The sequence below is a fragment of the Arthrobacter sp. 05N33_2 genome, assembly GCF_056397425.1.
This window is the reverse complement of sequence record NZ_JBFTNJ010000029.1, coordinates 1-13,206: the sequence shown is the minus strand read 5'-3', so window position 1 is coordinate 13,206 and position 13,206 is coordinate 1. Positions and strand designations below refer to the sequence as shown.

The 13,206-nt window shown below is 67.2% G+C and carries 12 protein-coding genes; 10 read left to right on the top strand and 2 right to left on the bottom strand.

Features of this window, described 5'->3' with window-relative positions; genetic code table 11:
• Nucleotides 1-102: 102 nt before the first annotated feature.
• Both AC1DHX_RS12840 and AC1DHX_RS12835 read left to right on the top strand, forming a co-directional pair.
• On the top strand, nt 103-1,812 hold the full coding sequence (locus AC1DHX_RS12840; RefSeq protein WP_476858624.1) for a multicopper oxidase family protein: 1,710 nt from the start codon (nt 103-105) through the stop codon (nt 1,810-1,812).
• Nucleotide 1,813: 1 nt separating this feature from the next.
• A complete protein-coding gene (locus AC1DHX_RS12835) occupies nt 1,814-2,686 on the top strand; it encodes a hypothetical protein (protein WP_476858623.1) in 873 nt (290 codons plus the stop codon).
• Between the two features lie 43 nt (nt 2,687-2,729).
• Here the strand turns inward: AC1DHX_RS12835 and AC1DHX_RS12830 are convergent, their stop codons facing one another.
• Nucleotides 2,730-4,469 carry a long-chain-fatty-acid--CoA ligase gene (locus AC1DHX_RS12830; RefSeq protein ID WP_476858622.1) on the bottom strand — a complete coding sequence of 580 codons (1,740 nt, stop codon included), beginning with the start codon at nt 4,467-4,469 and terminating at the stop codon, nt 2,730-2,732.
• Nucleotides 4,470-4,808: 339 nt separating this feature from the next.
• Between AC1DHX_RS12830 and AC1DHX_RS12825 the strand changes: the two genes are divergently transcribed.
• From AC1DHX_RS12825 to AC1DHX_RS12795, 7 genes are all read left to right on the top strand, one after another.
• Nucleotides 4,809-6,191, top strand: coding sequence for an MBL fold metallo-hydrolase (locus AC1DHX_RS12825; protein WP_476858621.1), 1,383 nt, complete (start codon nt 4,809-4,811; stop codon nt 6,189-6,191).
• Nucleotides 6,188-7,504, top strand: a complete 1,317-nt coding sequence (locus tag AC1DHX_RS12820; RefSeq protein WP_476858620.1) for an erythromycin esterase family protein — start codon at nt 6,188-6,190, stop codon at nt 7,502-7,504. The genes AC1DHX_RS12825 and AC1DHX_RS12820 overlap by 4 nt, the downstream gene beginning before the upstream one ends.
• A gap of 33 nt (nt 7,505-7,537) precedes the next feature.
• Nucleotides 7,538-8,407 (top strand): universal stress protein, encoded by an 870-nt coding sequence (locus tag AC1DHX_RS12815; protein WP_476858619.1) that lies wholly within the window; start codon nt 7,538-7,540, stop codon nt 8,405-8,407.
• 103 nt (nt 8,408-8,510) lie between these two features.
• Complete coding sequence (locus AC1DHX_RS12810; protein WP_223917392.1) at nt 8,511-9,197, top strand: hypothetical protein; 687 nt, start codon at nt 8,511-8,513, stop codon at nt 9,195-9,197.
• A gap of 254 nt (nt 9,198-9,451) precedes the next feature.
• Nucleotides 9,452-10,657, top strand: a complete 1,206-nt coding sequence (locus AC1DHX_RS12805; protein ID WP_230010221.1) for an inorganic phosphate transporter — start codon at nt 9,452-9,454, stop codon at nt 10,655-10,657.
• Nucleotides 10,654-10,875 (top strand): hypothetical protein, encoded by a 222-nt coding sequence (locus AC1DHX_RS12800; RefSeq protein WP_028276822.1) that lies wholly within the window; start codon nt 10,654-10,656, stop codon nt 10,873-10,875. Before AC1DHX_RS12805 ends, AC1DHX_RS12800 begins: the two co-directional genes overlap by 4 nt.
• A 74-nt stretch (nt 10,876-10,949) precedes the next feature.
• A complete protein-coding gene (locus AC1DHX_RS12795; RefSeq protein ID WP_476900096.1) occupies nt 10,950-11,498 on the top strand; it encodes a dihydrofolate reductase family protein in 549 nt (182 codons plus the stop codon).
• A 47-nt stretch (nt 11,499-11,545) separates the two neighbouring features.
• Here AC1DHX_RS12795 and AC1DHX_RS12790 read toward each other — a convergent pair whose 3' ends face one another.
• Entirely contained in the window at nt 11,546-12,010 is a 465-nt protein-coding gene (locus tag AC1DHX_RS12790) for a hotdog fold thioesterase (RefSeq protein WP_476858618.1), read from the bottom strand.
• A 238-nt stretch (nt 12,011-12,248) separates the two neighbouring features.
• Between AC1DHX_RS12790 and AC1DHX_RS12785 the strand changes: the two genes are divergently transcribed.
• The coding region (locus AC1DHX_RS12785) for a 5'-3' exonuclease (protein ID WP_476900103.1) at nt 12,249-13,206 on the top strand (958 nt) is incomplete at its 3' end.

The window sequence follows — 13,206 nt, the reverse complement described above, 5'->3', positions numbered from 1 at the left end:
GCCGGCTGGCGGGGCCGCTACGGTCCGCCAGCCGGCTTCCTCACTTGTTGGAAAGCCACTTTCCGACACGGTATACAGCACTATTGCCCACTTGGAGGGGCCATGACTACACGACGAGAAATTTTCAAACTGGGCGCTGTCGGCGCCCTCGGCCTTGCCGGTTTCAAAGGCGGCGACGACGACATCCCGACGACGGGCACCACCGCGCCGGCCGCGACGCCGGTCACTGCCAGTCTTCTTGCACCGCAGAACATGCCTGTTCCCTATGCGGGAGTATTCCGCCGCCCGCCGGAACTGGTCCCCTTTCAGACGGGCTTCGACGGCGGCGACCCGGCCCGTCCTTTCGCCCGGTACGCCCTTACCCAGAAGCTCGGCCAGGCCCACTTCCTGCCCGGACTGAACACCACCGTCGCGGGCTACAACGGCATCTTCCCCGGCCCAACCATCCGGGCCACCCAGGGCACCCGGATCGAGGTGCGGATCCGCAACGCGCTGCCCGCCGCCGGGCTGGTTCAGCCGGCCCGCTTTGATACCGTCACCCACCTGCACGGCTCAGCGTCGCTGCCGCAGTACGACGGCTACGCCAACGACATCACCGTCCCGGGAAACGTCAAGAACTACCGGTACCCCAACTTTCAGACGGCTCGGACCCTCTGGTACCACGACCATAAGCACCACATCACCGCCCAGAACGTGTATTCGGGGCTCGCGGCCTTCTATCCACTGTCCGACAAGTTTGAGCGTGCCCAACTGCCGCAGGGCGAATTCGACGTACCACTCATGATCTCAGACGCCATGTTCAACGCCGACGGATCCCTCGCCTACAACGACAACGACGTCAAGGGCCTCTGGGGCGACATCATCATGGTCAACGGCGTGCCGTGGCCCACCATGAAGGTCAAGCCCCGGATCTACCGCTTCCGGGTACTCGACGCCTCGATTTCACGGTCCTACCGGCCCACGTTGTCCACCGGAGACCCCATCTACGTGGTGGGCACCGACGCCGGCATGACGCCCAAAGTGGAGGCCGTGAAATCGTGGCGGCAGGGCACCGCGGAACGCTATGAGGTGCTGATCGATTTCCGGAAATACCGGACCGGCCAGTTGATCGAGCTGCGGAACCTCAGTAACAAGAACAACATCGACTTCGCGAACACCAACAAAATCATGCGCTTCCAGGTAGTGGCCGACTCCGGGTCCGGGGCCGGCTCCATTTCCAGCATCCCGGCCACCCTGGACGACGGCGGCTCCGTCAACGCCTCCAAGGGGGGCATCCCCACCATGAGCCTCACCCCGGCGATGGCCAAGGCGAAGCGCGAGCTGAGATTCTTCCGGGACCACGGCGAGTGGACCGTCAACGGCGTCACGTGGGCCGACGTGGAGAAGTCCGGGTTCACCAAGCTGTTCGGCAACCCCCAGCCCTTCGACGTCGAGCAATGGACCATCATCAACGCGTCCGGGGGATGGTTCCATCCGGTACACATCCACCTCATTGACGCCAAGATCATCGCGAGAAACACCAACGGCGGCCTGCCGTTTGCCTGGGAAAAGGGCCCCAAGGATGTCTTCTACGCCGGCGAGAACGAGTCCATCACCGCCCTCATGCAGTTCGACACAGGTACCGGCGGGGGCGGGCGTTACATGATCCACTGCCACAACCTGGTCCATGAGGACCACGACATGATGGTGCAGTTCTCCGTGGGCGACCTCCGCACCAACGACCCCATCACTTCCGACCCGCCGACCCTGGACACCACTGCTCTGGACGCGTTCCCGCCGGTGTACCGGCCCGGACTGCCGGCGGGGACCTGAGATGGCCCGCGTTCGGACGCTGGGCGCGGCGGCCCTGCTTGTACTGGCGCTGAGCGCCTGCACAGGCGGACCGCCGGCCCCGGCCCAGCCCTCGCCGACCGCCGGAGCCGTGCAGAGCGCCGCGCCCGTGTCCCTGGAGACTGGGACCGACGTCGGCAACGGCCGCCCGGCCGTGAGCCACGACGGGCTGATGGTTCGACGCCGCGCCGTCATTGCCATCCACCCCGCCGCGGGCGGAAAGCCAGGCGCGCCGCGCGCACGGCTCGAGCAGACCGCGGCTGCCGGCGGCATCGTCCTTTCCGACATCCCCCCGGACGTGCTCGAACCAGCGATCCTGGAGCACCTCGCGCCGGAACTGATCCTGGCGCTTCCGCCCGGAAGCACCAGCGACGACGCCGAGAGACTGGCGGAGCGCGCCTTCGGCCCGGAGGGCAGCTACCCCGGAGTGGAGCATGTCCACGTCGCCTCAGTCCTGGTCCACGACCTCCAGTTCAGCGTCGCTGCCGCCGATCCGGCAGTCCTGGCCGCTTCCATCGCCAGGGAAGGCATTCTCTCGGACGCGCTCGGGAACTACGGCACGTCGGTGGATGGCGGAGCCCTGACGGTCACGTACACGGGACCACTGCTCAGCGACTCGCTGGTGGAATCCGTGCGGAACGGCATGGCCCGCGGCGCCGGGGTCCAGCCAGCGGACGTGACGCTGGCTCCCCGTTCAACCACGGGGGAGGGAGTGGACATGTCCCGCGAACCGGAACCGGCGGAGCCTGAACCGTCCGCGGGGGACAGCGGGACGCACTCGCATGAGGAAGGCGGCGATGATTCGGGTAGCGGCACAACCGCGACGACCCCGGGCCCCGACGATTCAGGACACTGAGGAGTCCGGACACTGAGCGCACCAGTGGCCGGCCGGAGGTAAGCTACCGGCCGGCCACGAGTGTGTCCCGGATCTCGCGGCGCAGGACCTTGCCGATCAGCGAACGCGGCAGCTCATCCACCACGGCAACGCGGCGCGGCACCTTGTAGGCGGCCAGGTTCTCCCGGCCAAACGCCAGCAGCGCCTCCGGGTCCAGGCCGGAGCCCGCGGACGGGACGACGGCGGCAACCACGTCTTCGCCGCCGCCCGGGCGGGGCAGTCCCACCACGCACACGTCCCGGACACCGGGGTACCCGGAGAGGACATCTTCAACTTCCGTGGGGGAGACGTTGAAGCCCCCCGTGATGATCAGTTCCTTGATCCGGTCCCGGACGGTCACGAAATCATCCTTATCTACCGAGACGATGTCACCGGTCCGGAACCAGCCGCCCTCCAGCAGCGCCTCCTCGGTCTCCTTCGGYCGGTTCCAGTAGCCGGCAAAGACCTGCGGGCCGCGGACCAGGAGCTCGCCCTCCTCTCCCGGGGCGCGGTCCAGGAGGACGTTCCGCGGGTCCACCACACGAATGTCCGTCAGGGGAAACGGGACCCCCACGGTTCCCGGTTTCCGGCTGGGACCGAAGGGGTTGCCCAAGGCGATGGGCGAGGTTTCCGTCAGCCCGTAGCCCTCGATCAGGTAGCCCCCGGTCGCCTTCTCCCACGTGTCCACCGTCGCCGTCGGCAGGTTCATCGCCCCCGAGATGGAAAAGCGGATGCTGTCCAGCGCGATACCGCGCTCGGCGGCTGCGGCGGCGATGCGGTCGTAGATCGGCGGCACCGCCGGCAGGAATGTGGCAGGCGACTTCCTGTGTGCCTTCAGCACGAGGTCGACGTCGAACTTAGGGAAGAGCACCAGCCTCGCGCCGATGCTCAGGGCAAACGTCATGCACAGCGTCAGGCCGTAGGCGTGGAACATCGGCAGCACCGCGTACACGGTTTCCCGGCCGTCCTTGAGCCCCGGCACCCAGGCGCGGCCCTGCGCGGCATTGGCCTGCAGGTTGGCATGGGTCAGCATGGCGCCTTTGGGCCGGCCCGTGGTGCCGCTCGTGTATTGGATGACAGCCAGGTCAGTGGCGGCCGGGCGCGGATGCTTTTTCTTCAGGTCGCCTGCGCCAAGGAGGTCTTTCCACGCCAGCACGGTCCGGCGCGCCGGCTGCGCCACGGTCCGGCGCGTGTGCTTGCCGGCGGTCAAGGCGGCGCGGGCGGCGCGGGCCGCCGGCACGGGGAGCCGCAGCGCGACCCGTTGCAGCAGCGGCATCGCCGGAATCAGCTCAACGGAGACGATGCTCTGCAGCCCGACGTCGGCCGGCAGTTGGCGGACCTTGTCCACGGCCTTGTCCCAGACAACGGCGACGGTGGCGCCATGGTCCTCGAACTGGTGGCGCAGCTCACGGTCCGTATATAAGGGGTTGTGTTCGACGACCACGGCGCCCAGGCGCAGTGCCGCGTGGAAAGCGATGATGTGTTGCGGGCAGTTCGGCAGGACCAGCGCCACCCGGTCACCGGCCCGGACGCCGAGCTTCCTCAGGCCCGCGGCCGCCCTGTTGATGGCGGTGCCGAGGTCCCGGTAGCTGGTACGCGCTCCGAAGAATTCCAGTGCGGTCTTCTTCCCGTAGCGCCGGACCGACGAGTCCATCAGGTCAACGAGGGACCCTTCCGGGAGCTTGAGGCTGGCGGGAACCCCGGGGCTGTAGTGGCGGGTCCAGGGGCGGTCGGGACGCCTGGGCCCTGCGGATTTGGTGCTCATGGTGTGTCCTTGCGTCTGGGCTGCGCTGTGCTGGGCGGTGCCGGGCTGCCGGCCTCGGGCCCGGCCGGGCCCATCAAGAAATCCTACCGGGGGCGGCCCGCCTGGACGCGTGCCGCGGAGGCCCCGGCGGCGGCCGACGCCGGCCCGGAGGTGACTTTTGGCCCTTGGCACCCGGCAGGCCCGGGCGGAAGCTGGGGCGTACACCGCGAGCCGCGGGTCCGCGCACTTCTCTGGGGTCGTTCAGGACACAGGTTCGCGCTGGTCACAGGTTTGCGCAGGTCACAGGTTCGCGCGCAATTAACGCGCAATTTACGCAAGAAGAAGGTCCACGGGGGCGCCATGAAGCAGCAGCAGCCGAGCCTGAACTTCCTTGGTGCCACCGACACCGTGACCGGTTCACGCTACCTGATCGACGCCGGCGGCGGGCGCGTGCTGGTGGACTGCGGACTCTTCCAGGGCTATAAGCGCAGCCGCGAGCGCAACCGGGCGCCCTTTCCGGTGCCGCCGCGGTCCATCGACGCCGTGGTGCTGACCCACGCGCACCTGGACCACACCGGATATGTCCCTGCTCTGGTCAGGGGCGGGTTCGGCGGCCCCGTGTACGCCACGGCCGGCACCACAGACCTATGCAAACTCATCCTGCCGGACAGCGGCCACCTGCAGGAGGAGGAGGCCCGGTATGCCTCGCAGCGGGGGTCATCCGCGCATGATCCCGCCCTGCCCCTCTACACGGCTGCGGACGCCGTCGCGTCCCTCAACAGATTCAAAATCGTCGGGTTTGATGTTCCCCTTGACCTTGGCGGTGGCATGGAGTTGACGTTCGTGCCGGCCGGACACATCCTGGGGGCCGCCCAGGTGCACGTCCGGGTTGGCTCCCAGTCGGTGCACTTCACCGGGGACCTGGGCCGGGCCGATGACCCGTTCATGTATCCGCCCCGCCCGCTCGGCGAAACCGGCATCCTGGTGACCGAATCAACCTACGGCAACCGGAAACACTCCACTGAGGATCCGGAGAAGCTGCTGGGAGAGATCATCAACCGCGTCGCGAAACGCGGAGGGGTCATCATGTTTGCCGCGTTCGCCGTCGGCCGGGCCGAAACGCTGATGCTGTACCTGTCCCGGCTCCTGCGCAAGGGCGCGATTCCTCGCATCCCGGTCTACCTAAACAGCCCCATGGCCATCGACGCCTCCGAAATGTACCAGCGCCACCCCGAAGAACACCGGCTCAAGCGGGAGGAATACGTGGACATGTACAAACTGGCCAAACTCACCCGCACCGTGGACGAATCCAAGTTGCTGAACCTGCGCGGCGGCCCCATGATCATCATCTCGGCCAGCGGCATGCTGACGGGCGGACGGATCCTGCACCACGTCGCGGCGTACGGCCCCGACCCAAAAAACGCCATCATCCTCAGCGGCTACCAGGCCAGCGGCACGCGGGGGGCCACCCTTGCTGCCGGTGAACGCGAGTTGCGCATCTACGGGGAAGACGTCAAGGTGCGGGCCGAGGTTATCCAGTTGGAAAGCCTGTCCGCGCACGCCGACGGCGACGCCATCATCGCGTGGATGAGGGCGGCAGAAGTAGCGCCCCGGATGACCTACATCACGCACGGTGACCCGGACGCGTCCGACGCCCTGCGTATCAGGATCAAACGCGAACTCGGCTGGCGGGCCAGGGTGCCCGAATACCTGGAGACGATCGACATCGAGGATCCGAGATGAACCCCGAGGCCGTCACCCGGACCACCGTGTTGAAGGAGGTCCACGATCTCGCCCGGCCGCTGAAAACCGATCGGGACCTCAACGGCCTCGTGCGGCGCGCGGCCGACTGCCGTTTTGTCGCCATCGGCGAGGCCTCCCACGGCACCCACGAGTTCTACACCTGGCGCGACACCCTCAGCAGGCGGCTCATCGCGGAGGAAGGCTACAACTGGATTGGGGTGGAAGGGGACTGGCCCGACTGCCGGCGGATCAACCGATGGGTCCGCGGCCAGGAGGGGAAGGACCAGGGCGTCCACGCGCTGCTGGCCGGCTTCGAACGCTGGCCAACCTGGATGTGGGCCAACGAGGAAGTCGCGGCGTTCCTGGACTGGCTGCGCAGCTGGAACCTGGCCAGGCCGCTGGACAAACGTGTCGGCTTCTACGGGCTGGATGTCTACTCGCTCTGGGATTCGCTGCGCGAAATCATCGGCTGGCTACAGGCGAACGTTCCCGACGCCGTCCCCGCGGCGGAGCGCGCCTGGCAGTGCTTCCTGCCCCACCACGAGGACCCGCACCAGTATGCCTGGAGCACGCGGCTGGTGCCGCAGTCCTGCGAGCCCGACGTCGTGGCCCTCCTGACCGAGGTCAGGAACCGGGCCTTCAGCCCCGGCCGGCAGGAGGAGGACGCCTTCGACGCCGTCCAGAACGCTGAAGTCGCGGCCAACGCCGAGCACTACTACCGCATCATGGTCCGCGGCGACAGGCAGTCCTGGAACGTCCGCGACCACCATATGGCCGACACCATCGACCGGGTCAGCAGGCACCTCGGGCCGACGTCGAAGGGACTGATCTGGGAACACAACACACACATCGGCGATGCCCGGGCCACCGACATGGCGCAGGACGGCCTGGTCAACGTCGGGCAGCTGCTGCGCGAACGCCACGCGGGCGAAGGCGTGCTGCTGGTCGGCTTCGCATCCCACCGCGGCTCCGTGCTCGCCTCCGACGGGTGGGGCCGCCCCGAACGCATCCTGACGGTGCCGGAAGCGCGCCCGGGCAGCCACGAAGACTTCCTGCATCAGGCCCTGGGGGTGCCCTCAGTGCTGGTGTTCGGCGACGACAGGACCGGGCCGTGGCTTTCGACATGGCTCGGACACCGGGCGATCGGCGTCGTCTACCACCCGGAAAGGGACGCCGGAAACTATGTTCCGACCCGGATGGGGGAGCGCTACGACGCCCTCATCTGGCTGGAACACACCGCAGCGCTGCGTCCGGTGCACCATGAACGCCCGCCCCGCGAACCGGAGTTCGAGACCGAGCCCACCGGATTCTAGGCCGGTGTGCATTCCAGGAAAGCAGGAATCAGCATGAGCAAAGCAATCATCGTCGGCATCAACGGGTCCGCAGGCAGCAACGCCGCCCTGGCCTGGGCCCTTGACCGGGCCGCCCGGGACAAGCTCCCGGTCACGGTCGTCCACGCGGTGGACGACCGCTGGATGTCACCGGATTTTCAGTACCACGAGATCATCCGGGAATCGGGGATGGACCTGCTTCGGGACGCTGAGACGGCCGCCCGTGAACAGGCCCCGGACGTCACTGTCGACATCCAGCTCCGTCATGGCAGCGGCGGCTCGGTGCTCCGGGAAGTCTCCAAGGAGGCAGCCATGATCGTGGTTGGCGGCCATGACAAACATTGGATGGGCGGCGGTCCCATGACGGACCGGGCCCTGCAGGTTGTCTCGGCCTCGGAATGCCCGGTAGCCGTCGTGCCGGCGAAACCGGCCACCGGGGCAAAGGGCGTCGTGGTCGGCGTGGACGGCTCCGAGGAGTCGCTGCAGGCCGTCGCCTTCGCGGCCGCCGAAGCTGACCGGGGTGGAGACGAGCTCACCGTGGTCCTCGCGTTCAAGAGCCCTGCCCGGTGGGTCGAGAAGCAGCTGCCGACCAGTGGTCTCGCCGAGAGCATCGTCGAAGAGGACCGGATTGTTCTCGCCGAGTCGGTCGCCGGGCTCGGCGACAAATACCCCGACCTGGTGGTCCATCAGCGCCTTGAGACGAACACCGAACCGGCGAAGGCCCTCGTGGATATCGCCGCCGACGCCAGGGAGCTGGTGATTGGAAGTCGCGGACGTGGCGGGTTCTCCCGGACCGTGCTCGGCTCCACCGCGCACGCTGTACTCCTGAACGTGCCGTGCCCCACCATCGTGACGAAGGTGCATAAGGTCAAGCACGGCGACTGACCGCCCGGCAAGCAACCCGTGCCGGCAAGGTCCCGGAACGGGCCGGAAAGCCCCCTTTTGGCGGGGGCTTTCCGGCGCCGCCAACGGATGGGAGGATGATGCCGTGGACCCCTTCTTCAATTTCATCACCCACTTTTGGTGGCTCGTCTTTCCCCTGAGCGGACTGGCCGGGGGGTGGGCGCGGTCCTGGTCCAAAGCCGCCGAACGCCGGCACCGCCGCCGCGTGGAGCTTTATACGCTCAAGAACCAGGCGGCGCAGGCAGAGCAGGCCAGCCAGGCCGACGTGCTGGCCCTCATGAAGGCGCACGACACCGTCAACCAACGCTGGCTGGATTACGAACTCGACGTGGGGAAGCTGATCGACTACCCGGTCATGACGGATGTCCGGGAGCCCCTCACCGTGGCCTTCCTCCGGGCCAAACGCGAGGCCGACGGGCTACGCCCCGCCGCCCCGGCGGAAGTCAGGACCGCCGCGCGGCTTGCGGAGTACCGGGCGGCCGTGACCAGCTTTGAGCTCGCATTCGACGTCGCCGAACGGGAAGCCAAACGGATCAGGGACAGCAAGTTCACCGGTCCCGAACGCCAGCGGCTCGAGACAGCCCGGAAACTTCTGCGGATAGCGTCGGACGCGGCCGCAACTCCCGCCGAGCGGCAGACGGCCTACCGCCGCGCCCGCCGGGAACTCGACGGGCTCATCGTGCTGCCCGAGGCGACGCTAGCGGCGCTGGAGGACAGGATCGCTTCGATGCTCGGCGCGGGCCCGGCGCCGGACGTCCGCCGGGCCGTCTGAGCTGGGCCGCAGCCGGCGGAGCCGGGCGGTGCCCGCTGTGACCGGCACCGTGAAGGCCCGTGCCGCACAGGAGGACTGAATTTAGGGACTTCTGGCATGTTTTGCCCAGCCGTCTTTCCCACGTACCATCGATAAGGTTTCAAATCGCGTTAGCGCCCCCGAATTCATCTGATCAGGCATCGAATGGACGTCGTGGCCATGCAGCAACGGGGATGTGGAACTGCCGACCGTGAACACTTCAGATTGGGCAACAGGTGGAAATCACCGTAATGGTGGCGCTAGTGATATCGCTGGCGCTGTTCTTCGACTTCACCAACGGATTTCATGACACCGCGAACGCCATGGCTACCCCCATCGCGACCGGCGCCATCAAACCGAAAACAGCAGTTGCCCTCGCGGCGGTGCTGAACCTCGTGGGAGCGTTCCTCTCCACGGAAGTCGCCAAGACCGTCTCGGGCGGCATCATCAAGGAAGGCTCGGACGGGGTCCAGATCACCCCGGACATCATCTTCGCCGGGCTGATGGGCGCCATCCTCTGGAACATGATCACCTGGCTCAAGGGCCTGCCGTCCAGTTCCTCCCACGCCCTCTTCGGCGGCCTGATCGGGGCCGCGATTGCCGGTATCGGCATCCACGCGATCAACTTCGAGTCAATTCTCCAAAAGATCATTCTTCCCGCGGTGTTCGCCCCGATCATCGCGGGCGGCGTAGCCTACTTGTGCACGCGGCTGGCGTACGGCCTGACCGCCCGCCATGACCCCGAAACCGGGGACAAGCTCACGCAGAAGCGCGGCGGATTCCGGACCGGTCAAGTCTTCACGTCCAGCCTCGTGGCGTTGGCCCACGGCACCAACGACGCCCAGAAGACGATGGGCATCATCACCCTGGTCCTGATCTCCGCCGGCCTGCAGCCTGCCGGCTCCGGTCCGGAGTGGTGGGTTATCACCGCCTGTGCCTTCGCCATCGCGATCGGCACGTATTCCGGCGGGTGGCGGATCATCCGCACCATGGGCTCGGGGCTCACCGAAGTAAAGCCCGCCCAGGGCTTTGCCGCCGAGACCAGCACCGCCACAGCCATTCTGGCGTCCTCGCACCTGGGCTTCGCCCTGTCCACCACGCAGGTGGCCTCCGGCTCGGTCGTGGGCTCCGGCATGGGACGCCGCGGCACTACGGTGCGGTGGGGAACCGCCGGCCGGATTGCCATTGGCTGGCTGTTCACGCTGCCGGCCGCCGGAATCATGGGCGCGCTGACGGCTCTGCTCGTGCAGACCGGGGTCGTAGGCGTGATCATCGCGGCAACTGCCGGCACCGCCGCAGTGGCCTACATGTTTGTGCGCTCACGGAAGTCGCCTGTGGGCAGCAACAACGCCGTCGAGATCGAGGAAGTCGGCCAGGCCGTGCAGTTCCGCAAGAAAAAGTCCGCCACCAAGTCGATCAAGAACGGCGGTGCCCAGCGATGAAATGGCTGGAACTGTTCAGCGTGGCGAGTGCCACGCTTGTGTCCGCTGTAACCGTGGTGGTTCTCTACTCCCTCGGCGTCCGGCTCACGGCCATCGCGGGGGACACCCGGACCTCCCCGGCGGCCTGGACCCGACCGCTCGCTTACACGTGCTTCGCTTTGTGCGGCGCCGCCATTCTCTTCGGGCTCTACCTGATCATTCCTTACTTCCACAAATAGGACGTCCCCGCGGCCGTGCAGCCGTTGCGTCACGGGGATGGGACACCGGCCACCGCAGTGGCTAGGCTGGGGCCATGGTGAGCTTCCAATACTTCGTGGCGTCCTCACTCGACGGGTTTATCGCCACTGCCGACGACAATCTCGCCTGGCTGCTGCWGTTCGACGGCTTTGAGGGCGGACAGGACAGCTATGACGGGTTCATGGCCGACGTCGGCTGCATCGTCATGGGCGGCGAGACCTACGCCTGGCTTCGGGAGCACGAACCGGACACCTGGCCGTATCCGGGCACACCCTCCTGGGTCTTCACCCGTCACGAGCACGCCGCCCCGAAGGGCGCGGATGTGACGTTCGTGCGCGGGGCGGTAGGCGAGTTCGTGGACGACCTCAAAGAAGCGGCCGGCGGCCGAAACGTCTGGGTTGTGGGTGGAGGCGTGCTCGCAGCGCAGTTCGCTGACGCCGGGCTGCTGGACGAACTGATTGTCTCGGTCATTCCCGTGGTCCTGGGCGGCGGCAAACAGTTGCTGCCCATGGCGGGCCCGACGCCGCCGCTCGAGTTGACATCTTCCCGCACCTTGGGCCGGGGCATCGTGGAGCTGCGCTACCGCTTCGCGGCCCGGCCCTAGCCGGATCCGGCGCCGCCGGGCCGGTCGCCCTCCGCGTTATCGCGGACCTAGCGCGCGATATCGCGGATCAGGTTCGTGATCCGGGCGGTGGAGAGCCGCCGGCCGCGTTCGTCGGTCATCACGATTTCGTGGGTGGCGAGCGTCCGGCCGAGGTGAATGGCCGTGCAGGTGCCGGTGACGGTGCCCTCGGAGATCGCCCGGTGGTGCGTCGCCCCGACCTCGATCCCGAGCGCCTGCCGGTCCGGTCCGGCGTGCATGCCCGCCGCGAACGAACCCAGGGTTTCGGCCAGGACCACGTGGGCCCCGCCGTGCAGGATGCCTGCCACCTGGGTGTTCCCCGCCACCGGCATGGTGGCCACAGTGCGCTCCGGGCTCATCTCGAGGAAGCGGATCCCCATCTTCACCACAAGGGCTCCGACGCCGTACTGGCCCAGCCAATCGTGCATCTCCTCGGGAACACCGGCCGCAGCGAGCTCGGCCGCGTACGGGCCGGGCGTGAAATTGTCCATCATGGGAACTAGGCTGGCACCTGTGAGTGAAACTACCAAACCGGCCCTTGCCCTCGAGAATGCAGCCTCCCTTTCCGCGGACACTGCCGCAGACCAACTCCTGGCAGCTGAGCCGGATTCAGGGGTTGCGGCCAAGCGTGCCGGAAAATCCAGCCGGGCCGCGGCGTCGGTTTCCGCCACTGAAGCCCCCGTGATTCCCATCACGGACCAGCCGCGGCTACTCGTGCTCGATGGACACTCCATGGCGTTCCGGGCGTTCTTCGCCCTGCCCGCGGACAAGTTCTCCACCGCCACGGGCCAGCACACGAACGCCGTCCACGGCTTCACGTCCATGCTGATCAACCTGATCAAGGAGCAAAAGCCCACCCACGTGGCGGTCGCCTTCGACGTCTCCGATGACACGACGCACCGCAAGGCCGAGTACAGCGAGTACAAGGGCGGACGCAACGAGACCCCGCGGGAAATGAGCGGCCAGATCGACCTCATCGACAAGGTCATGGGCGCCTGGGGCATCAAGACCATCAAAATGCCCGGTTGGGAAGCTGACGACATCCTGGCCACCCTCGCCGCAATGGGGGAAAAGGCCGGTTACGAAGTGCTGCTGGTCTCAGGCGACCGCGACGCCTTCCAGCTCATCACCGACAACGTTTTCGTCCTGTACCCCAAGAAGGGTGTCAGCGATATTCCCCGCATGGACGCGGACGCCATCCAGGAGAAGTACTTCGTCAGCCCGGCCCAGTACTCGGACCTCGCCGCSCTGGTRGGGGARTCCGCSGACAACCTCCCSGGYGTTCCCGGCGTCGGCCCCAAGACGGCAGCSAARTGGATCAACCTTTACGGCGGRCTGGAGGGKGTCCTGGAGAAYCTCGACGCGATCGGCGGRAAGGTGGGGGACTCCCTGCGCGAATACGTTGACGACGTCAAGCGCAACCGGCGCCTCAACAGGCTGCACACCGACCTGGATCTGCCAGTGACGCTGGACGAGCTCGCGGACCCGCGGCCGGACCAGGCCGCCCTCGAGGAGCTGTTCGACGCCCTGGAATTCAAGACCATCCGGACCCGGCTCTTCGCCCTCTACGGCAGTGAAGTCACCGAAGCCGAGCGGGAAAGCCTCGACATCCCGGACTTCGTGATCCCGGCGGACGCAGCCGAACTCGGCGCGTTCCTCGAGGCCGGTGCCGGCAAGCGCTCCGCTGTGG